Below are 21,204 nucleotides of genomic sequence, written 5' to 3'. Positions count from 1 at the left end.
TCAATGTTTGTAAGCGCTTAACTCTTATTTACCAAAAAATTAGTTTTGACAACCCAAAACCCTAATAAGTATTATAAAATAATAAGAGGAGGTTGGATTATGTCAAATATAAATAGGCAGAAAATTGTGGATAGTGTACCGCAATCAGGATTTTTTGGACATCCAAAAGGATTGTTCACACTATTCTTCACAGAATTCTGGGAGCGTTTTTCTTATTATGGAATGCGGGCAATCCTTGTATTCTATATGTATTACGAAGTCTCTAAAGGCGGCTTGGGGCTTGATAAAACCCTTGCGCTTTCGATCATGTCCATTTACGGATCACTTGTTTATATGTCCGGAATTATTGGCGGCTGGTTAGCTGACAGAGTCTTTGGTACATCGAAGTCAGTGTTTTACGGTGGAGTATTGATTATGTTTGGACACATTGTCCTCGCCATTCCTGGCAGTGTCAGCATGTTCTTCGTATCCATGGTATTGATTGTCCTTGGTACAGGATTGCTTAAGCCAAACGTTTCTAGCGTTGTCGGTGAACTTTACAGTGAACAAGACAATCGTCGTGACGCAGGTTTTACCATTTTTGTTATGGGGATTAACATGGGGGCATTTATCTCTCCACTAATTGTTGGAGCCGTAATGGACTATAGCTTCCACATTGGTTTTGGTATTGCCGCTGTCGGCATGTTTTTGGGACTAGTCATGTTTACTTTAACAAAGAAGAAAAACCTTGGACTTGCTGGTACAATCATTGCAAATCCAATGTCACCATCTGAAAAGAAAAGAACCTTTACTATTTTTGGCATTTGTGTCGTAATTCTTGCTATTATATGTGCTATTTTAATCCCTAACGGACTACTGACATTTAAGGGATTTGTCAATTTAGTTACCATTCTTGGCTTTTTGATTCCAATTATATATTTTGTTGTCATGTACAACAGCACGAAAACAACTGCTGTCGAACGTTCGCGTATTCTTGCTTATATACCATTATTTATTGCATCGGTTATGTTTTGGTCGATTCAAGAGCAAGGCTCCACTATTCTTGCCAACTATGCGGATGAACGTACTCAATTAGATTTTGCAGGAATTCACATTTCACCGGCATGGTTCCAATCATTAAACCCATTATTTATTATAATTTTTGCACCAATATTTGCTTGGTTATGGGTAAAATTGGGGAAACGCCAGCCAACGATTCCACAAAAATTTTCGTACGCTCTGCTTTTCTCTGGGGTATCATTCTTAGTGATTTTACTGCCAGCTTACCTTGGCGGTTCAAATTCTTTAGTAAATCCTTTATGGCTTGTTCTTAGTTATTTAATTTGTGTATTCGGCGAATTATTATTATCACCTGTAGGTTTATCAGCGACTACTAAGTTAGCGCCAGCAGCCTTCTCAGCACAAACGATGAGCTTATGGTTCTTATCAAATGCTGCTGCACAAGGGCTCAATGCACAACTCGTTAGATTTTACAAACCTGAAACTGAAATGACCTATTTTGGTGTGATCGGTGGAGCTTCCATCGCGCTTGGTATTTTGCTATTTATGCTATCACCGAAGATTCAAGGCTTCATGAAAGGTGTTCGGTAAGAAATAAAAAAGGTTCCTGCTTCCATCGAAAGGATGGAGGCAGAAACCTTTTTTTTGATATTTTACAGCCCGGCCGCGATCACCGCCATACTCTTACCTATTCAACAAGTGTTTTACTGAATAAACCGGATGATATAGGAGCATCCATGGGCCTGCATGGCGCATTACATTCTTCATCTGTTGTCGATAATTTGGTTTATAGCAGTGGACTTTGCAATTGGAGCAGGCACTTTTTTCTTCGCCGAACCTGCAGTGGGAAAGTCTTAAAAAGGCATAGTCTTTTAAATTCTGGCATTCCTCACAAAGCTCTTCACCGTGATGCTTTTTACGGCAATATAAACCGATCATTTTATTAACAATTTCTTTTTCCTTTTGAATATTTGGACCATTGTTAAGTTCTTTTACATGTTTACTCATGATTAATCCATCCTTTCGCAGGATAACTACAACAGTATCTTTACTTAGACGATACCATATATCCCTTTGTTTAAATGGAAAAATCTTTACAATTTCCGGACAAATGCAAAGTAGTAATGATTTGTTCTACTCAGTCAATTTTGCAATGATTTTTTCGCAGATCTCATGGGTCTCTAATGCATCCGCAGCTGAGATCATCGGCAAGCTATTTGTTTGAACAGCTTGAATGAAATCCGCAACCATTTGCTCAAAGCCACGTTTCCTTAAGGTCGATTCCCAGTCACTGCCCCGGACCTCGATATTTTCCATGTCTTTAGATATCATCAGCTGGGAGACATTAGAAACGGTTCTTTTCTCCATTGGCCCCATAACCTGGGCAACTTCTTCGTTCGTCCCATTATCACGATTCATAATCCCGACCGCTGTTGCCCCATTAGAAATAAACTGAATGACCACGTGATAAAGTGTTTCACCCTCCATACGGCCGTTCACGAGAAGCTCCTCAATTGGGTGTGGGAATAAATATCTCAGCGTATCCACGACATGAATAAAATCATCAAAAATAAAGATCCGTGGCTCACCCGGAAGACCTTTGCGGTTTTTCTGGACAATCACCATATTTGGATTGGCGACTTCCTTTAGTTTCAGGTAAGAAGGTGCATACCTGCGATTAAAGCCAGTCATCAGAATAAGACCTTTCTCTTCCGCAAATTCGACAAGTCTTTTCGCGCCCTCAAAATGGTCAGTAATCGGCTTATCAACAAACACATGAATACCACGATTAAGGAGCCGCTGAACAATTTCCTCGTGCGAAGCTGTCGCCGAATGGACGAAAGCACCAACAATGCCGCTTTCGACTAATGACTCAAAATCAGTATGAAGATGGTCAAAACGATATTGCCCGCCAATAGACCTTAGCTTTTCTTGATTTCTAGTATAAAAATGAAATTCAACATTCTTCATACTGCTATAGACCGGCAGATAGGCCTTTTGCGCAATATCTCCGAGTCCGATAACCCCAAATTTAATCATTGAAAAACCCCCATTTCTTTTCACCATTATCTCCATTCTTACCATACACCTTTGGGTCTTGAACTACCAATATTAAATAATAAAAGCTGCGGGATCACTTGCATCCACACAGCTTCCATTTATTGCTCTTTGCTTTCATTCAGCTCATCTATCAGTTGTTTATTACTGGGCAAATTCATTCACTTTAAAATTGATATATTCCCGATAATTGGCAGCGGTTTTTGTTCACCCTTATAGGCATTTACCATCCCAATAATCATCAAAGCGAACAATGCCAGACCCCATAAAGAAGAAACTAAAGACATTACTATCCACAATTGCCACAAAATGGCTGAAATGATGGACAACACAATTTGCCCGCCAACTGCAGTAATTAACAGGACAAGACTTTGATTGGCATGAAAGCGTCCAACCTTAGAATTAGGGCAGGCAACAAGCGGCAAGAAAAATAAGATTCCTAGATACGAGAGCACGAAAATCACCTTATTATCTTGATCCTCATTTTTCGCAGCAGGGGCTGTATTTTCCGTCTGTGGTTCGTTGTTTATTGCTGCGCCACAACCGTCACAGAACTTTGCATGATCCGCAAGCTGCTTACCACATTTGTTACAAACCATTTTGAAACACCTCCGGTAATTTGTATACTCCCCACCAGTTTATTTATATTTATGTATCTTTGTGCCAGGATTTACCTTGTCCCAATAATAAAAAACAGGCACCTATTAGGCGCCTTAAAACAAACTGCAACTTTTTATTTCTGCCTTTTGTTTACCCAGAACCCATATTAAAGTTCTGAGGTTAAATTCTTTCTAAACTTGCCGATAAGTGCATAGAAGACAGGGACAAAAATAAGGGTTAACAGTGTTGATGTTGTTAAACCGCCGATTACTGTAACGGCTAGACCCTTTGAAATTAACCCGGATGATTCTGATGTTGACATCGCAAGCGGGACAAGAGCAAAAATAGTCGCGAAGGCCGTCATTAGGATTGGGCGTAATCGCGTCTTCGCTGCCTCGACGACAGCCTCTTGTAGCTCAATTCCTTTTTTGCGATTTGCTTCCACACGGTCGAGGAGCACAACGGCATTGGTAACAACCACACCTATTAGCATCAGCATTCCAATTAATGCGCTCATGGAAAGTGGCTGTCCGCTAATTAGTAATCCTCCGAGAGCCCCAATTGGCACGAAAATCAACGAGGATAGGATGACAATCGGTGTCAATATGCCGCCAAATGTCACACTAAGGACTAAGAACACAAGGCCGATGGCTGCTCCCATGGCGATTCCCATATTAGAGAAACCATCTTGAATCATTTTCAACCCGCCGCCATATTGAATATCGACTCCACTCGGTAATGACAAGGCATTGACATCTTTTTTAACTTCCTTTGTTACACTAGCAGTGTCGTTTCCATTAATCACGGCAGACACTTTGACAAGTGGTTTACCGTCATCATGATACAAAGTTGTTGGAACCTTCAATTCTTTGATTGCAGCGACATCACTGACTTTTTGGATACCTGCCAACGTTTTTATTTCAATACCTTCAATATCCTCTTTAGAAGTCACTTTTTTATCATAGCTTAAGGTGACTTCCTCCGTATTTCCGTTTAGTTCGTATTCACCAACCGTGACGGGCGACAAATACTCGCGAATGGCTTGCATAAGCTGAAGATACTGAACACCGGCCTTTTCTCCATTATCGCTTATCACAAGCTGCCATTTCGTTTGTTCATCACCGAGGTTACTAGTGATATTTTTCAACTGATGGTTTTTCGCTAATAATGACGTCACTTTGTCTGACGCATCCGTTAGCTTCGCTAAATCTGAACTATAAAGCTGAATATCAATTGTATTCCCTGACGGAGGTCCGCCTTTTTGTGTTTCGCTCACTGTCACAATAGAATCTTGATATTGCTTCTGCACGATTTCCTCAATATTTTTTTGATACGTAGTTAAGACATCATTTACTTTTTCGCCCTTTTTCAATTGAATGAACAGTTTAATTTTATTTTTGCTGCCACTCATTAGCATGGCACGCCCATTTGACATGCCGATAGATACTTGACTGTAATCAATCGCTTGTTGATTTTTTAAAAATGATTCCACATTCTTTGCCACAGTATCCATTTGTTCAAGACTCAGCGTACTTGGAACCGTTACATCTGCCTGCATTGCGTTTGATTCGCTTGCAGGCAGGAAGGAAATCCCCAGTTTAGGAATCAACGCGAATGAACCGATTAACAGAAGAATCGATAAAGCAATGACAAGTCCTTTTTTTCGAAATGCCGCTCTTAACAGCTTTTCGTAAAGTTCTGCTAACCTGCTTTTCCTCTCGACATGTTTCACTTTCTTAAAGAACATGCTCCCTAAAACCGGAATTAAGATGATGGCAACGATTAAGGATACAGAGATTGAAAACACTACCGCGAGTGCGAATGGCCGAAACATCTCTCCAATAATCCCGCCAACAAAAGAAATTGGCAAAAAGACGACCAGTGTTGCAAGTGTGGATGATGTAACCGCTCCAAACACTTCTTTTGTCGCATGAAGTGCTACTTGCTTCATGCTTAGTTTATCTCCCTGTTCTTGACGCCAGCGGAAAATATTTTCAATGACAACAATACTGTCATCAATTATTCGGCCAACGGCAACGGCCATTCCCCCAAGTGTCATGATATTAAGGGTATAGTCAAATTGATGCAATAAAGAAATAGTAGCCAAAATCGATAACGGTAACGAAACGACCGCAATCAAGGTTGCACGGATATTACGTAAGAACAACAGAATTATCAGCACGGCAAACAGTACACCGTACCCGCCTTCCTTAACAAGTGAGGAAATCGATGATTCCACTTCTTTTCCTTGATCCTGCACGGTATAAAGCGTTAAATGGTTGTCCTTTTTAAATGTGTTGATTTTATCTTTTACATTCCGGACGGCTTCCGCTGTATTGGCATCCTGTGTCTTTGTCACAGAGACTAGGTAGCTGTCTTTACCATTGAAACGAGAAATTTCTTCTTGTTTCGTTGTTGTTTTGACTTCAGCGATATCTGAAAGCTTTACCTTCGTTTGCTGCGGAACGACTTGCTGCGACGGATTCAGGCCATTTGGCTGTTGCCCGGACACACTATTTTTCATCCCGTTTTGTGAAAAATTTGCTTGGCCATTTGTTTGGCTTACTGTAATTTCAATGTCATTTAACTCATCGAGGTTTTTAATATCCCCTGCCATCTCTAGCGGGATATTTGTTCCACCGTTGTTTACTTGGCCAAGTGAAACTTTATAATTTTTCAATTGAATGGCGTCTTTCACATTTTGTAAGGTAATGCCATGTTCCTTAGCTTGCTCTTGATTAAGCTCGATGGAAACCTTCTGCTGCTTCGCCCCTTGAAGCGTTACAGTCCCGACTCCGTCTACTTTTTCAAGTGTTGGAACAAGATCACTCTCTATTAATGATTGGATATTTTGTGTTGTGTTATCAGCCGTAATGGCAGCCTGATAGACTGCTTGACCGCCCATATCAATTTGTTTAACCTCAACCTTTGCCCCTTCCGGCACCTTTATCTTACTAATGACTTCTTCAAGCTTTGTCTTTTGTTTATCAATATCTGTTCCGTAAGGATAATTGACGGTGACTGTCGCCGCATTGTTTCTAGAAGTACTGGTTAATGTGTCATATCCTTTTTGCTGCTTTATACTGTCTTCAATTGGGTTTGTTAGCAGCTCTTCCAATTCTTGTGTTGAATGACCCATATAGGATGCTTGGACAAATAGGGCTGGAAATGTAACATTTGGAAACGTTTCTACTCTTATTTTATTAGTAGAATAGACGCCGCTGGCAATCACGAGAATCACAAGCAAGAGGATCGCCACTGAATTTTTCAAGCTTAGCTTAATTAAGTTGCTCAAAACAAACACTCCTTCTTCGATGATAACAACCAAAAGAATATACTAGTTTTGTGTCCTGAATGTGACCTAGTGAACAATTTATCAAAAAAATAACAGACCGAATTCGGCCTGTCCTTCTTATCATCTATCATTAATTTCCCTGTTTAGCTAACCGAACCACGAAAACTGTTTCCTGTCCCACAACACTTGTTACCGAGATTTCGCCGTTATGAAGCTCAATAATCCGTTTCACGACGGCCAATCCCAGTCCATAGCTTTCTGTTGTTCTCGTATGTGCCTTCTCGACGCGATAAAACCGCTCAAAAATATGCGGTAAATCATTTTGAGGAATCCCAACACCCGTATTGCTTATTACGACCTCAACATCGTCATCCAGCTCATATCCTCGAACTGTAATCCTTCCATTCATCCGATTGTACTTGATAGCATTTGCGAATAAATTACTCCACACCTGACTCATTAAACTATCATCGGCAAAAACCTTAAGCTCGGGGATGTCGAAATCAACTTCAAGCTGTTTTTCCATCCATAATGATTGCATCGCCACAAGCTGATTGCGGAGCTGCCGATCTAAACGATATTGTTTCGGCTGAAACGGTGATTGGTTTGCTTCAAGCGAGGATAAGTTCAACAGTTGTTTCGTTAAACTTGATAGCCGTTCACTTTCTTGTTCAATCAAAGCAAAATAATGCTTTTCTTCCTCCCGCTCGACCACACCATCTTTTAAAGCGATGGCCATCCCCCTAATCGCTGTAAGTGGAGACTGCAGTTCATGAGACACATTCGCAACAAAATCCTTGCGCATTTGTTCCGTTTTATCAAGTTCCTCAACCATGAAATTAAAGCTTTTCGAAAGTTCACCAATTTCATCTTTACTTTTTATCGGTAAACGGATTTGAAAATTTCCTTTTGCTAATTCCTTTGTCGCATGGGTTACACGAACGATTGGTTTTACCAAAAAGCGCGTCGTTACCAAAATAAGCGAAATACCCAAGAAAAGGACGAGCAATAGCGCCGTATATAAAATTTTCCTGATCTGACTAAATTGCTCCTTCAGACTAGGCTTTATGAACATAGCCAACCGTTCATTCTTATCATCAAACGGCAGGCCAATCAATTTATGATGTGAACCAGAATCTGATAGATTCCGATACACACCGCCATCTAGAACATAATCAATGTTTTTTTGATCAAATCCACTTGTTTGGGAAGCCTGAGGTGATTTGGTCACTAATCCATTCCGCTTATAAACATATATTTCATAAGGTATGGTAGTGAGGCTCTCCAAATATTCGTTAAACCCCGCTTCACCCAATCGTTGATATAAAGTAATGATTCCCTTCCCTTGCTCGATTGTTTCGGCTTCGCGCATTTGAATGACTTGCTTTTGATAAATGAAAAATGTGATCACGAATGAAAGAATTAATGAGACGATAATCACGAAAAAATAGTTCAGTATATTCTTTAGATAAATCGACCTAATCATGATGGGATCTCTACTTTATAACCAAGTCCCCTGACCGTTACAATTTGGAGCTGGTCTTCATATTCCCTGAATTGCCTGCGAAGCTTTTTAATATGGGAATCAACTGTTCTTTCATCACCCTCATAATCGATTCCCCAAATTCTTTCAATCAACTGATCCCTGGTAAAAATTTTCCCTAGATAGCTTGCTAACAAATACAATAATTCAAATTGTTTAGCTGGCAGGGGAACCACTTCACCCATAATTTGTACTTGATAACTGCTGCTGTCAATGGTGAAGTTAGTAAATTGTAAGTTTCCCGCAGCAATCACACGATACCTTTTTAATAGCGACTTTACCCGCATGACTAGCTCAACGGGATGAAATGGTTTTGTAAGATAATCATCGGTACCAAGCTGAAATCCTTTGATGATATCTTCCGTTTCGGCTCTTGCGGTCAACATCAAAACGGGAATCTCATAGTACGTTTTGATTTTCTCACACAGCTGCCAGCCATCTATATTGGGCATCATTAGATCAATAACCGCACAATCAATTTTCTCTGTTTCTAACTTGTTGAGAGCTTTCGCACCGTCACAAGCGATTGCGGTTTGAAACCCTTCTTTCTCCAAATAAAGCTGTGTTACCATGCGAATATTCGAATCATCATCGGCAATTAAAATCGTCGGTTTCATTATCCTGCTGCTCCCCCCAAAAAAATCTTAAATTCATCTTTCAATATTCTGAAGCTTTTTAGAGAAAATATCAATACTACCTGTATGGGGAAAGCAATATCTGTGTATTTTAGAATTCGATAGTTTTTTTGGCTTCGCTGAATGCTATCTCAGCCCGATTCAATAATGAGCAAACTTGAACAAAGACATAGATGAGAGCAGCCATCACCGCGATAATCAATAAAAATGCACTCAAACCATCGATAGAAATAGTAGGAAATGGCTGTTTGAAAACAATAATGGCTATTAAATTGACAGCTGCAATACTCATTGTATAAATAGAAAACAGTCTAAAAACTTTTCTTGCTTTTTCAGCTAGGGACTTATTATCTAATTCTTCTGCCGCCATTTCAATCCCTTTCGTGAGATGGAAGAACATATATACCATCATCGAAAGATAAGTAATCGTAAAAAGAACTACAAACACTCTGCCCTGGATCGTTTCAGGATTATTGATCACTCCATCTAAAAAAGATGAGTATTTAATAAACATATCCAAAGCGTTCAGGAAGATTAATAAAAGGCATGTTTTTTTGAAAATAGCAAAGTATCTATTTCCCATTTTGCTGATTACCTTTGCAGCTGCAAAATATATAAAAATGTAGCCAATTAAATCAGGCAAGATGTTTATTTTGCCAAAGTTAAAATCAAAAAATATAAAGAAAAAGCCCAATATCATCGTGCTAAAGCCCATTTTATCCCCCCCTAAAATTATCTCGAATTTTCCAATTATTACTGGTATTATTATACTATCAAATTATGGAAAGCAGGGGGGAATATGGGGACAAAGAAAAATTTTCTTCAGGCAGCGACAGCAATAACGGTGTTACTTTTTCTATATACCGCTTTAATTTATTTTGACCAGACATTTCAAGCATTAGTTATTACCAATCCGGAGAGACTTGAATCCAGCCAATCAGTCCATTCTGAAAAAAATGAAGCAGATGTCCAGCATTTAAAGAAGTTGGGTTTTTCCGACATAGTTATTTCACAAATGACTCAACCGGAAATTGACCAATATCAAGGTATTAACGGTAGTGTTGTCGATGAGCAATACATATACAGGAAAGTAACGGGGGAAAATGAGAAGCGATTGTCAAAGAAGGAATACAATAAATTATTACAAAGCTATTCAGAATCCAAATGGGCGCATAAAGCAGGCTTGGAACGAGTTCAACTAAAACTTGTCAATGAAGGGAATTATAAATTTCTAATCATTTCGGAACATCATTATGATTATGGCCCTAATAGGTTAAAACCTTTAGGAATTGAGGTTCAGTTAAGGTCGGAATATAGTTTACTAAATCAAACCTCCAAACAAATTTGGTGGACAACCTCAAGCTTTAAGCCTGAAAAAATAATATCCGGTGTAGAATATATCACTCCCTCCAACCAGATCCAGGAAAACAAGGAGTTAGGTTTAATAAATATAGTATCCGGTGACTCATTACTTTATTCTGTTCCCTGGAAGAAGCCTGGCTTATTTGAGGATGTAGTGGGCTTACACTTTTATACCGCTACTGAATTTGAGGTTCCAAAGGAATATACCATTATTGACGCCTTTATTCAGGGGCAAAATCCTTATCTTTCGGCGCATCTTCAGCATCAAATGTACTAGTAAAATTGAGATTTTCATTAAAAAGAAGAGCTGTTAAATAAAACAGCTCTTCTTTATTGTTAATCGTTATTTACTTCAAATATCTCCATTATTATGGCAATACTCTAGCTGCACTAGTAAATTTAGCCGGATTATACGAAGCAATTTTCACTACATCACCCGTTTGCGGGGCATGGATATATTGCCCGTTACCAATATAAATGCCGACATGATAGGCAGGAGAACCCCTAAATACTAAATCTCCTGGCTGCACTTGACTTGGAGAAATTCTTGTTCCAACATTTTGTTGATCTCGTGATACTCTTGGAAGACTAATGCCAACTGAACGAAACACATACGAAGTAAATCCCGAACAATCAAATCCACTTCTCGGATCTGTACCGCCCCAAACGTAAGGAACGCCCAAATATTTTTTAGCTTCCGCAATGACCGCACTAGCAGTAGCAGTAGGACTAGAGTTAGTTGGATTAGATACTCCAGCCGATGGTGTTGAATTGGAAGCTTTGTTAACTTTAGATTGCGGCTTGGACTGTTGCTGGGCTAATCTGGCTTGCTGCTCCAAAAGTTGTCGAGCCTGTTCCTCCTCAAGCTGTCTGGCTAATTGAGCCTGCCGCTCTTCTTCTTGTTGTTGCGCCAGTTGATCCTGTTGGTTTTGTAATATGTTTTTTGCATCTGCTAATTCTTTTGCAATTTCATTTTTATCTGCTTCGATCTGTTTTTGTTCAACAGCTAATTCATCCTGGCTCTTTTTTAATTTGTCGACTTCACTATGTAATTTTTCCTCTGCAGCCTTTAACGCTTGTTCCTTTTCATTTAAACCATTTAGTAAGTCTGTGTCACTTTCCATGATTTGAGATATCGCAGTGAAACGAGTTAAAAGCTCAGAAAGATTCTTAGAAGATAGCAAAAGTTCAGCGTATGTAGCAATTGACTGTTTTCCCTCTAACTGTATACTTTTTAATCGTTCAGAATAAACCTTTTTGTGAGTGTCTAATGACTTTTTAGCTGTTTCAATTTCAGCCTCGGTTGCTTCAATTTTCCCTTGTTGCGTTTTAATTTGATTATTCAGCTTTTCACTTTTCTCCATTGATGAAGAGATTCGGTCGTCCAATTGTTGAATCTTGGTTTCAAAGTCATTAATTTGTCCTTGTGTAGCATCAATTTGTCCTTGTGTTACTGGTGGAGCTACTGGACTAGCAAAAGTAGGTGTTGCTTGAATCATAGTAGCGAGAACCGCGGCCGATACCGTATATTTAATTAGTCTTTTTATCATATCAAAATCTCCTCTTATTCCCTATCATTAATTCAGCTTCCTAATATAATACTAGTGTATAGTCTAATAGGACTAAAAACAATGAAACTGTCGGTAATGTAATATAAATGTAATTTTATGTAGAAATATCTCATAAAGAATCGACTTTTCTATGAATTTTTTATAGGAAAAGGAGGAGCAGCCTAAAGACCTGCGCAATTATTACTTCAACTTCAAAAATCACCGAACCTTAAGTACCAAATATTACTTCAATTTAACCTACCGAATAGTTTAATAGATTCAATTTTCAAAAAAGGAGAGGATTACACATAGCGTAAGCGAATACATATGAGGAATTCAAACTCAAGGAGGTAATCATTTTGAAAAAAGGAAAAAAACGCTCTTCCATTATGCTATCTACTATACTAGTAACTTCAGGTTTGTATTTTTCTCCTGTGAATTTCGGTACTCAGGTGGAAGCAGCGGCCCAGAATAGTGTTAACCCTAGTGTAAAGGCTTTTGACCAGAAGGTAATTGCAAGAGTCAGTGCCGAACGAATTTATAAGGATATTCACTTTTTATCCGAAACTATTGGTCCACGTGTTACCGGAACTGAGGGGGAAGAGCTGGCAGCTAAATTCATTAAAGAACGCCTTTTATCTCTTGGCTATAAGGTAGAGACACAAGAATTCAGCGTTCCAGACAAAATGATTGGCCATTTACATACAAGTGATCATAATGAAGTGCTAGTTAATATCCCTTCTGGATCTGAGGCTACATCGAATGAGGGCGTTACTGCTAAACTTTTCAATGCCGGATTGGGAAAAGTAACAGATTTTACTGCAGAAGCAGCGGGTAAGATTGCCCTTATCTCAAGAGGAGACTTAACTTTTAAAGAGAAAGTGGACAACGCAATTGCGGCAGGGGCTATCGCAGTGTTAATTTATGATAATATCAATCAGACAGGTCCATTAAATCCTTCCATTGGAGGCAATGTAAATGTACCAGTAGGCGGAATAACTAAAGTGAGTGGTGAAGCATTACTGCAGGACGTGGTGGCACCGGGTAAAACGGTGTCGCTGAATGTGACACGGATTGCAAATGCGAAATCACAAAACATTATCGCGACCAGAGCCCCTAAACAAGGTAAAAACCACGACATAGTGCACGTATCTGCCCATATTGATAGTGTTCCGTTTGCGGCAGGAGCAAATGATAATGCTTCAGGAACGGCTGTTGCTTTGGAATTGGCCAATGTTTTAAAGAGTTATCCAATTGATAAGGAATTACGGTTTGCTTTTGTCGGCGCAGAAGAGATTGGCTTAGTCGGTTCGGAATATTATGTTAGTCAGTTAAGTAAGGATGAGGTCGGACGCAGCATCGCGAATTTCAATATGGATATGGTTGGAACTTCATGGGAAAATGCCACAGCGATTTATATGAATACACTAGATGGGAAGGCAAACATAGTGACAGATACTGCTCGGGCGACAGCAGCAAGAATCGGTACACCATCTCAATTGGTGTTATACCAACGCGGATCTTCTGATCACGTTTCATTCCATGATGCAGGGATCCCAGCTGTTAACTTTATCCGTCGTGAGCCAGGAACAGCGAACCTAGAGCCTTATTATCATACACCGCTTGACAAGATCGAGCTTAATGTCAGTCTTGAGCGTCTGAAAGAAGCTGGTGACTTAGTTGGAGCCTCTCTATACAGCCTAATCAGAAAATAGCCATTTGAATAGATAGTAAAAATGCTAGTTTTAGGAATGTTTACTCTTAAATAAATAAGCCTGAAATATATATAAAGGTGAATAAACCCTTATATATTTTCGGCTTTTAAAAAATAGTCGCTTTGATAAAATCAAATAAATTATATTCTCGATACCAGTGGGCTGCTAAACAGTCATTTTCCAGTTTGATATGGCCAGCCAGTTTTCCTTTTCCTTATAATCAGGAATTATTTTTCCAACAAGGCGCCAGAAGGAACGGTCGTGATTCAGATGGATCATATGGCACATTTCGTGGACGACTACATAATCAATTACTTCCTGTGGTGCCATGGCCAGCCTCCAATTAAATGTTAACTGTAATTTAGAATCACAGGTTCCCCATGTAGTTTTACTATCCGAGATATGAATAGAACGTGGTTTGGTTTTAAAATTGCTTTGATAGGATGAGATACTCTTCTTAACAAGAGCCTTACATTGCTGATAATAAAATCGTTTTAAAGCTTGTTTTATTTTCTCATCCTCAAGCAAATTTAAATATATAAGTAACTTCTCTCCCTCAAACACCACATAGTCCTGCTCGATATTTTTGACTTGAAAGATCTGTATCGGATAGGTGTTTCCTAAATAAAGAAAGGGTTCCCCATGCTCATAGACCTTTTCCTGTGGCCCTTGCAGCCTATCATTCATTTCATGTAATTTTTGCTGAATAAGATCCCATTTTTCCTCTAATAACTGAAGCACTCTTTCATCAGGGATCCCTTTCGGAGCCTGGACTTCAACATTTCCATAACTATCTATTGTAATTCCAATTGAGGTTCGGTTTTTGTATTTTATCTCAAAACGTATTGTCGTACCTAAGTACGTATGTATCATATCATCACCTGTAGATCCATTAATGCCGTTATCCCCTGTATTTGATTGCTAGTCCTTTTAAGAAATTCCTGGCAAATTTATCGCCGCACTCTTTATAATTCTTATGGCCTTCTTTTCTTAATAAAGCTCCGAGTTCACCTTTTGTTACGGTAATTCCTGCCTTTTCGAATAGCTCAAGCATATCTTCAGTAGTTAATGCTAGTGCTATTTTTACTTTCTTTAACAGGAGATTATTAACGTTCGCGCTTTTTTTGAAAGATGTCTCTAGTGTATCAGGCTGTCCTGGCTTCGGCTCTTGTTTTCCTCTTTTATAAATAATAAATCCATTTAAAAATGAATCGAACATACTGTTATTACATTTTATTTGCTCGTCATTTTCAGCTTCATCATCATCTGATTTTGTAAGAATTTTTATCACTTCTGGTACGGTTACCTCCACGCCGCCTAGATTAAATATTTCTGCCATTTCTTTATTTTTTATTTCCAGAGCATATCTCAATCGAATTAATATATCGTTATTATCCATTAATGTGCCTCCTATTTTAAAAACTAGTGCCTGTCCCCCGAAGCAACAAGCACGCTCATTCGTTTCTTCCTTTAATCGTTTTGACTAGCTAAGATTGTAACACAATGACAGCTAAATAGAGAAACCCCGTGGAGAATCTATCACTTTTAAGAAAATCCATTTATAAAATAGTCGATAGTTTCAATCTCTAATTCGTTTAATCCCCTATGTAACCTTTCAGACATTTCTCTGAAAATGGCTTCTTGTTCTCCCTTATACTTTTTGGTAAGAAGGGCTGCATCTTTTAAAAGCTGGATAAAAGACCCGAATTCCTCTTTGGTTAAGGGAGCCTCATGATGGGAAAGAAAAAACGTTTCTGCATCATATTTTTCAATTTTAGAAATCAGCTGAAGCATATTCTCAATGGTATAATTCCATTTTTCCGAATAAAGATTTGCATAGAGGCAATCCCCAATAAAAAGGCATTTCTCCTCACGAATATAAACAATGCTTGAGTCATTGGAATGATCTCCACCCACATGTTCGATTACACAGGACAGCCCCCCTAAATTTAATTCCATTTGGGTTTCAAACGTAATATCAGGTTCAGAAAGAAGGATATCCCGTTGATTTCCCAACTCTATCTTCATTGCATTCGCACAAAATGGAATTTCAATTCCTTCCTTAACACGCAGATCTATATCTCGATCTTCCCAGGACAACTTCTGTAATTCTTTGATTTTTTCCCGTGTCATGCTATGAGAAATAATCGGAACTCGGAACTCACTCATTCCAAATATATGGTCCCAGTGCCAATGAGTGAGGACAAGCCAGTCGCCGCTAATATTACGTTCTTCTAGTTGTGATATAAATAATTGGGCATGGCTTGAAGAGTTCCCGGCATCGATAAATAGTGTTTTTTCTTCTCCAACTATCGCTGCTAATATGGGCCGATCTGTTTCTTGATACGGTGGTAAGTATAAGATACGATTGGAGATTTGTTTTAGTTTTTGCATTTCCTTCCTCTCCTAATTCAATTTAATGAAAAGCATGATACTACTGTTTCCACATACAGATAACGCACTTTAAACAGTTAATTATTTACTCATAGGGTTTGAAAATATTATTACCTGAGTTTAATTTAACTAATTATATTACATATTTCCAAATAGCAAAGTACCATTAGTGTGAACACTAATGGTACTTTGCATGTTTATTGATTTTAAAAATTTATTCTGCTTCACCGACAACTGTAAAACGTTCATTTATATGTTGTGGATTTTCAATTTCATCCAATACTGCAATAGCATAGTCTGCATAGCTGATATAACTTTCACCTTTTGAATTAACTAGAAGGTGGTCTTTTCCAGACTGATAAGATCCAGTTCTTTTTCCTTCCGCATCAAATACCGCAGAAGGGCTGATAAATGTCCATGTAATAGTAGATGTTTCTTGTAATTCTTGCAAGTTTCGTCCTTGCCCTTTCGCTGTTGGGAGAACGATTTCTGGAAAATCAGGTGTATCTATTACCTTAACGGTTTTATTTTCATCTACATAAAGACTTCCAGCTCCACCTACAATGATGGCTCTAGTATTTGTTCCTTTCAGCGCCTCAATTAAAGCATGGCCAGCATCAACGTGTGCCTGCTCTTCACCAAGAGGAGCACCAAAGGCATTAACCACTACTTCAAACGTTTTAACATCATCTGATGTTAGATCAAAAATATTTTTTTCAATAATAGAAACACTTTTATCTTTAAGTTTTGACGCATCTCTTACAATTGCTGTTACTTCATGTCCCCGACTAACTGCTTCTTTCAAAATAAGACTTCCTACTTTACCACTCGCACCAATAATTCCAATTTTCATTATATAGCCCTCCTATAATTACAAATTATTAATTTTCCTGTTGCTCCAGTCAATATTATTTCCGCTAATTTCCATCTAGATTACATAAAAAGAATATCAGACACCTAAATTGCGTCTGATATTCTTGGTACAGTTCATTTATAATATTTAAATTTAACGTAAGGTTTTTAAAGCTCCGCTCCAAGCAAGAACATCATCAAGCATAGCATTTACATTATCGAGATGTAATTCTTGTGGCTTAAACTCCGTTCCATTAACAAAATCAGTAAATAAACTCAAAGTTGGATGTGTGCGAACATCCGCAACTTTCTGTTCTGCAAGAATACCACGTAAATGTTCAGCTGCACGAGCACCACCGGTAGAACCATAACTTACGATACCAGCTGCTTTGTTATACCATACTTCACGGGCAAAATCGATGGCGTTTTTTAACGCACCGGTAATACTGTGATTGTATTCTTGAACAATGAATACAAACCCATCAAGACTTGCCAGTTTCTCATTCCAAGCAGCAATACCTGGCTCCGTTCCATCAGTTGTTCCTAAAAACGGAAGATTAAAGTCAGCAATATCGACAATTTCATAATTCGCGTCTCCACGTTTGTCAGCAATTCCTTTTACCCATTCTCCTACTTGTGGGCTCACACGTCCTTGACGAGTGCTTCCTAAAATAATTCCAATGTTTAATTTTTCTGTAGTCATTGTTTCTTCCTCCTTAGTTTGTTTACCAAATAGTTTTTCTAAAAAACTCATTTTTAACACCGCCTATAAAGATTTATTTACTTGTTTCTCTTCGAATTATTGGAGCAATTTCGGTTGCTAACAATTCAATACCTTTTGCGACATTCTTAAAAGGTTGACCACCAATATCTAACTGTGCAAGGAAACGTTGGTGACCAAAGAGTTCGTATTGTTTAAGAATCTTTTCGATGACTTGCTGTGGACTTCCCACAAACAAAGCAGTATCCGGACTAGCCATATGTTCAAAGTCATCCCAAGACATCCTTGTCCCCATTCCACGCTGGCGGTTCACATATCCCCAATAATTGGAGTAATAAGGATAAAACTCGTCTTTTGCTTGCTGAGTTGTCTTGGCTAGATAAGCATGGCCGGTTACACCAACCTTCAATGTTTCTGGAGTGAGTCCTGCGTCTATTCCTGCTTGACGATAAAGATCGACAAGTGGCTTAAACCGTCTTGGATTACCACCCAAGATAGCTAAAGCCATTCCCACCCCAAATCTTCCAGCACGAACGGCACTCTCGGGTGTACCTCCGACTCCAATCCAAATTGGTAATTTTTCTTGTACCGGTCTCGGGGCAATTTCAGCATCCCTTAAAGAAGGACGGAACTTCCCCGACCATGTGACGGTCTCATTTTGGGTCAGTTGTAATAGGAGGTCCAAATGTTCTTCAAACAATTCATCATAATCGTTTGTGCTATAACCGAAAAGTGGAAAAGATTCTATAAATGCTCCCCTGCCAGCTAGTATTTCGGCTCGACCATCCGAAAGTAAATCCAAGGTAGCAAAATCTTCAAATAGACGAACAGGATCAAGCGTACTTAAAACACTTGTTGTACTGGTTAATCTAATTTGTTTTGTTACTTGTGCAATAGCAGCCAATAGAACCGCAGGGGAAGAAGAAGCGTAATCCAGACGGTGATGTTCTCCTACCCCAAATACATCTAGTCCTGCCTCATCAGCAAGTTTTGCAGCTTGAATGATTTCTTTTACTCTTTGACCAGCCGATATGGTTTTTCCAGTTAGGGGATCCGCACCAATATCGGCAAGCGTATAAATACCTATTTCAATACCTGGACTTTCTTTAGCAGCCATTTGGATACCTCCCATCTTATACAGCTAATTCGATGCGATTTCCAGAAGGATCAAAGGTTATATAATTATTATTGTCTTCAAACACATCCGCATCAATACGCTTTAAATTCGTTATTGCTTGTTTACGAGCCCCTTCATTATCAAAAATGAGCGTAAACGATTCGAGACCTACACTATTTTTGGCCGGTGCTGGAGCCCCTGCACCATTCCAAGTGTTGACCCCGACGTGATGGTGGTATTTTCCGTAGGAAAGGAATAAGGCCTGCCCCCCAAATCGATTTACGACGTCCATTCCCAGTCCTTTTACATAAAATTCTTCTGTCTTTTTAAGTTCTGACACGTGTAAATGAATGTGACCCATTACCGTTTCAGCCGGCATTCCTTGCCATGGTTTACTTGGTGTAGCATATTTAAGCAAATTTTCAAAGTCGAGTGGATCAACAGTCATTGCCACTTCATCACTATTCCAATTCCACTCAAAAGGAGCCCGATCACGATAGATTTCAATCTCGTTTCCATCTGGATCATGCAGGTACAATGCTTCACTAACAAGATGATCTGAAGAGCCAAAACGAACTCCTTTCCCCACCAAATGAACAACAATATTTGCTAAAGCCGATTGATCTGGTAATAAAATCGCAAAATGATATAAACCAGTAGTTCTTCCCTGTTTTGGGATAACATTTTCAGGTTGTTCTAGTGATAAAAAACTCGTTTTCCCATCAGTTGTTAGTTTTACTGTTGAAGTTGTTTGTTCTAAAATATTGAATCCCAGGACATCTTGATAAAATTCTATTGAACGTTGTAAATTTTCCACTTTTACTTTTACATGCCCAATAAATGTTGTTGGTTTCTTGTGAAATCCCATAGATAACCCTCCTAGAGTACATTTTTTATGATTGAAAAAATATTTGATCCAATGAAATTTTTGATTTCTCGACAAAAACGAAATAAATTGATACGGCTAATAAACCTACTTCTTTTCTAATTAAGTTACTTTATGTAAGTAAGTATATTTATATAATAACATAATGTCAAGTAACTTGATTTTAATTTGTAACTTAATTTCTGTATTTGTGGTACAATAAAAATCAAGAGAGGTGCATTTAGAAAATGAAACAACCTACAATTTGCCCAAAATTTGAAAAGGCAATTTCGCTATTAAGTCAGAGATGGACAGCATTAGTTATCTATCAATTATTATTGGGACCACAAAGGTTTAATGAAATTCTATCTTCCATTGGTATAAGTGGAAAGGTTTTATCAGATCGTTTAAAGGAATTGGAGTACCAAGGGTTGGTAAAACGTGAGGTTATACCTGAAACACCAGTCATCATTGAGTATTCTTTAACAGAAAAAGGACAATCCATTGAACCCATTTTGAGAACAATTGAAAACTGGTCACAGCTTTGGGTTAAAGAGGAATCAGATTCAACTGAAAATTAGTAGAGGGAATGTACAGATTTTATGAAGTTAATTGAAAATCAAAAAGAGACATTAACATAGGATTCCTTATTTGGAGTCGCTTTGCTAATGTCTTTTTTTAATCATTATCTTCGTCAAGCCATTGAATTAAACTGCTATCATACAGCATTATTACCTAGATTACAGAAGAAGAGAGGTTGAAGTTTAATGAAAAATAATCGTAAATTTTTAATGGGAATGTTAACAGCAGTATTAGTTATATTGGCTGCTTGTGAAAACTCATCTGACAAGTCAAGTGCTAGGTTGGATAATCAGTCACAAAATAATAACTCGACTCTTAACACAAACGACGATTCTCTGAATGCAGTTTCGACAGAGGATGCTTCAAAAACTGACAACACTAATGAAGATACCATTGATACAGGAAATAATGATGCAAACGAAAAAGTAGATACAACAAACAATGTACTTAAAAAAGTAGAAGACTTCTCAACAAATAATACAGCGAGTTTGAAGGAAGGATATCTCAATAAATTAAATGATGCTAAAAATGAAGTGGAAGAGATGCGAAAAAATCCTTTAGACGACACAACATTAGCTTTGAAAAAAGTAGAAGGAGATACATACGATGTTTGGGATGGATTGTTAAATGAAATTTATGAAGTCCTAAAGCATCAACTCCCTACAGAAGAGATGGACCATCTAAGAAAAGAACAACGTGAGTGGATTGATTACCGAGATAATACTGCAAAAGAGGCATCACTTAAATATAAAGGCGGTACAATGGAACAATATGAATATGTAAGGGTCGAGAACAATCTTACAGAAAAAAGATGCTTTAAATTAGTTGAAGACTTTATGAAATAATTTTTCATCATAAAGAGTAATTGATTATCCTTTAAGTCATTCCCTCCATTGACCATAATCGTAACAAGACA

20 protein-coding genes are annotated in these 21,204 nt (G+C 38.3%); 5 read left to right on the top strand and 15 right to left on the bottom strand.

Annotated elements, in window-relative coordinates:
* The first annotated feature begins 99 nt into the window (after window positions 1–99).
* Window positions 100–1,590, top strand: coding sequence for a peptide MFS transporter (locus tag BANVL01_RS07830; RefSeq protein ID WP_066083716.1), 1,491 nt, complete (start codon window positions 100–102; stop codon window positions 1,588–1,590).
* A 93-nt stretch (window positions 1,591–1,683) separates the two neighbouring features.
* Here the strand turns inward: BANVL01_RS07830 and BANVL01_RS07825 are convergent, their stop codons facing one another.
* The 7 genes from BANVL01_RS07825 to BANVL01_RS07795 all read right to left on the bottom strand — a co-directional run bounded on the left by BANVL01_RS07825 (window position 1,684) and on the right by BANVL01_RS07795 (window position 9,845).
* Complete coding sequence (locus tag BANVL01_RS07825) at window positions 1,684–2,007, bottom strand: nitrous oxide-stimulated promoter family protein (protein WP_066083714.1); 324 nt, start codon at window positions 2,005–2,007, stop codon at window positions 1,684–1,686.
* A 126-nt stretch (window positions 2,008–2,133) separates the two neighbouring features.
* Window positions 2,134–3,039: a Gfo/Idh/MocA family protein gene (locus BANVL01_RS07820; protein ID WP_066083713.1), complete on the bottom strand. Its 906-nt coding sequence runs from the start codon at window positions 3,037–3,039 to the stop codon at window positions 2,134–2,136.
* A gap of 179 nt (window positions 3,040–3,218) precedes the next feature.
* Window positions 3,219–3,656, bottom strand: coding sequence for a DUF4870 domain-containing protein (locus BANVL01_RS07815; RefSeq protein ID WP_066083712.1), 438 nt, complete (start codon window positions 3,654–3,656; stop codon window positions 3,219–3,221).
* 167 nt (window positions 3,657–3,823) lie between these two features.
* Complete coding sequence (locus BANVL01_RS07810) at window positions 3,824–6,952, bottom strand: efflux RND transporter permease subunit (protein WP_066083708.1); 3,129 nt, start codon at window positions 6,950–6,952, stop codon at window positions 3,824–3,826.
* A 130-nt stretch (window positions 6,953–7,082) separates the two neighbouring features.
* Complete coding sequence (locus BANVL01_RS07805; RefSeq protein ID WP_066083707.1) at window positions 7,083–8,438, bottom strand: sensor histidine kinase; 1,356 nt, start codon at window positions 8,436–8,438, stop codon at window positions 7,083–7,085.
* Window positions 8,435–9,112 carry a response regulator transcription factor gene (locus tag BANVL01_RS07800; protein ID WP_066083705.1) on the bottom strand — a complete coding sequence of 226 codons (678 nt, stop codon included), beginning with the start codon at window positions 9,110–9,112 and terminating at the stop codon, window positions 8,435–8,437. Before BANVL01_RS07800 ends, BANVL01_RS07805 begins: the two co-directional genes overlap by 4 nt.
* A gap of 109 nt (window positions 9,113–9,221) precedes the next feature.
* Complete coding sequence (locus BANVL01_RS07795) at window positions 9,222–9,845, bottom strand: hypothetical protein (RefSeq protein ID WP_066083703.1); 624 nt, start codon at window positions 9,843–9,845, stop codon at window positions 9,222–9,224.
* An 84-nt stretch (window positions 9,846–9,929) separates the two neighbouring features.
* On the opposite strand from BANVL01_RS07795, the gene BANVL01_RS07790 reads away from it, so the two are divergent.
* Entirely contained in the window at window positions 9,930–10,769 is an 840-nt protein-coding gene (locus BANVL01_RS07790) for a hypothetical protein (RefSeq protein ID WP_066083701.1), read from the top strand.
* A gap of 91 nt (window positions 10,770–10,860) precedes the next feature.
* On the opposite strand, the gene BANVL01_RS07785 is transcribed toward BANVL01_RS07790, so the two are convergent.
* A complete protein-coding gene (locus BANVL01_RS07785; RefSeq protein WP_066083699.1) occupies window positions 10,861–12,042 on the bottom strand; it encodes a C40 family peptidase in 1,182 nt (393 codons plus the stop codon).
* A 359-nt stretch (window positions 12,043–12,401) separates the two neighbouring features.
* Between BANVL01_RS07785 and BANVL01_RS07780 the strand changes: the two genes are divergently transcribed.
* The gene (locus BANVL01_RS07780; protein ID WP_066083698.1) at window positions 12,402–13,757 is read left to right on the top strand and encodes a DUF4910 domain-containing protein; all 1,356 of its coding nucleotides are present in this window, start codon (window positions 12,402–12,404) and stop codon (window positions 13,755–13,757) included.
* A 165-nt stretch (window positions 13,758–13,922) separates the two neighbouring features.
* Here the strand turns inward: BANVL01_RS07780 and BANVL01_RS07775 are convergent, their stop codons facing one another.
* The 7 genes from BANVL01_RS07775 to BANVL01_RS07745 all read right to left on the bottom strand — a co-directional run bounded on the left by BANVL01_RS07775 (window position 13,923) and on the right by BANVL01_RS07745 (window position 19,709).
* On the bottom strand, window positions 13,923–14,630 hold the full coding sequence (locus BANVL01_RS07775; RefSeq protein WP_066083697.1) for a M48 family metallopeptidase: 708 nt from the start codon (window positions 14,628–14,630) through the stop codon (window positions 13,923–13,925).
* Between the two features lie 28 nt (window positions 14,631–14,658).
* Window positions 14,659–15,156, bottom strand: a complete 498-nt coding sequence (locus BANVL01_RS07770; RefSeq protein WP_066083696.1) for a YehS family protein — start codon at window positions 15,154–15,156, stop codon at window positions 14,659–14,661.
* Window positions 15,157–15,302: 146 nt separating this feature from the next.
* Complete coding sequence (locus tag BANVL01_RS07765; protein WP_066083694.1) at window positions 15,303–16,151, bottom strand: MBL fold metallo-hydrolase; 849 nt, start codon at window positions 16,149–16,151, stop codon at window positions 15,303–15,305.
* A gap of 214 nt (window positions 16,152–16,365) precedes the next feature.
* Window positions 16,366–17,004 (bottom strand): NAD(P)-dependent oxidoreductase, encoded by a 639-nt coding sequence (locus BANVL01_RS07760; protein WP_066083693.1) that lies wholly within the window; start codon window positions 17,002–17,004, stop codon window positions 16,366–16,368.
* Between the two features lie 153 nt (window positions 17,005–17,157).
* A complete protein-coding gene (locus BANVL01_RS07755; protein WP_066083691.1) occupies window positions 17,158–17,757 on the bottom strand; it encodes an NADPH-dependent FMN reductase in 600 nt (199 codons plus the stop codon).
* A 22-nt stretch (window positions 17,758–17,779) separates the two neighbouring features.
* A complete protein-coding gene (locus BANVL01_RS07750) occupies window positions 17,780–18,841 on the bottom strand; it encodes an LLM class flavin-dependent oxidoreductase (protein WP_066083689.1) in 1,062 nt (353 codons plus the stop codon).
* 16 nt (window positions 18,842–18,857) lie between these two features.
* Window positions 18,858–19,709 carry a VOC family protein gene (locus tag BANVL01_RS07745; RefSeq protein ID WP_066083687.1) on the bottom strand — a complete coding sequence of 284 codons (852 nt, stop codon included), beginning with the start codon at window positions 19,707–19,709 and terminating at the stop codon, window positions 18,858–18,860.
* 245 nt (window positions 19,710–19,954) lie between these two features.
* Between BANVL01_RS07745 and BANVL01_RS07740 the strand changes: the two genes are divergently transcribed.
* Together BANVL01_RS07740 and BANVL01_RS07735 are read left to right on the top strand one after the other, a co-directional pair.
* The gene (locus BANVL01_RS07740) at window positions 19,955–20,287 is read left to right on the top strand and encodes a winged helix-turn-helix transcriptional regulator (RefSeq protein WP_066083685.1); all 333 of its coding nucleotides are present in this window, start codon (window positions 19,955–19,957) and stop codon (window positions 20,285–20,287) included.
* A gap of 186 nt (window positions 20,288–20,473) precedes the next feature.
* Window positions 20,474–21,133 (top strand): lysozyme inhibitor LprI family protein, encoded by a 660-nt coding sequence (locus tag BANVL01_RS07735; RefSeq protein ID WP_066083682.1) that lies wholly within the window; start codon window positions 20,474–20,476, stop codon window positions 21,131–21,133.
* The last annotated feature ends 71 nt before the right edge of the window (window positions 21,134–21,204 follow it).

The sequence above is a fragment of the Neobacillus novalis NBRC 102450 genome, assembly GCF_001591805.1.
Lineage (GTDB): Bacteria > Bacillota > Bacilli > Bacillales > Cytobacillaceae > Neobacillus > Neobacillus novalis.
This window is presented reverse-complemented; position numbering and strand designations above follow the sequence as displayed.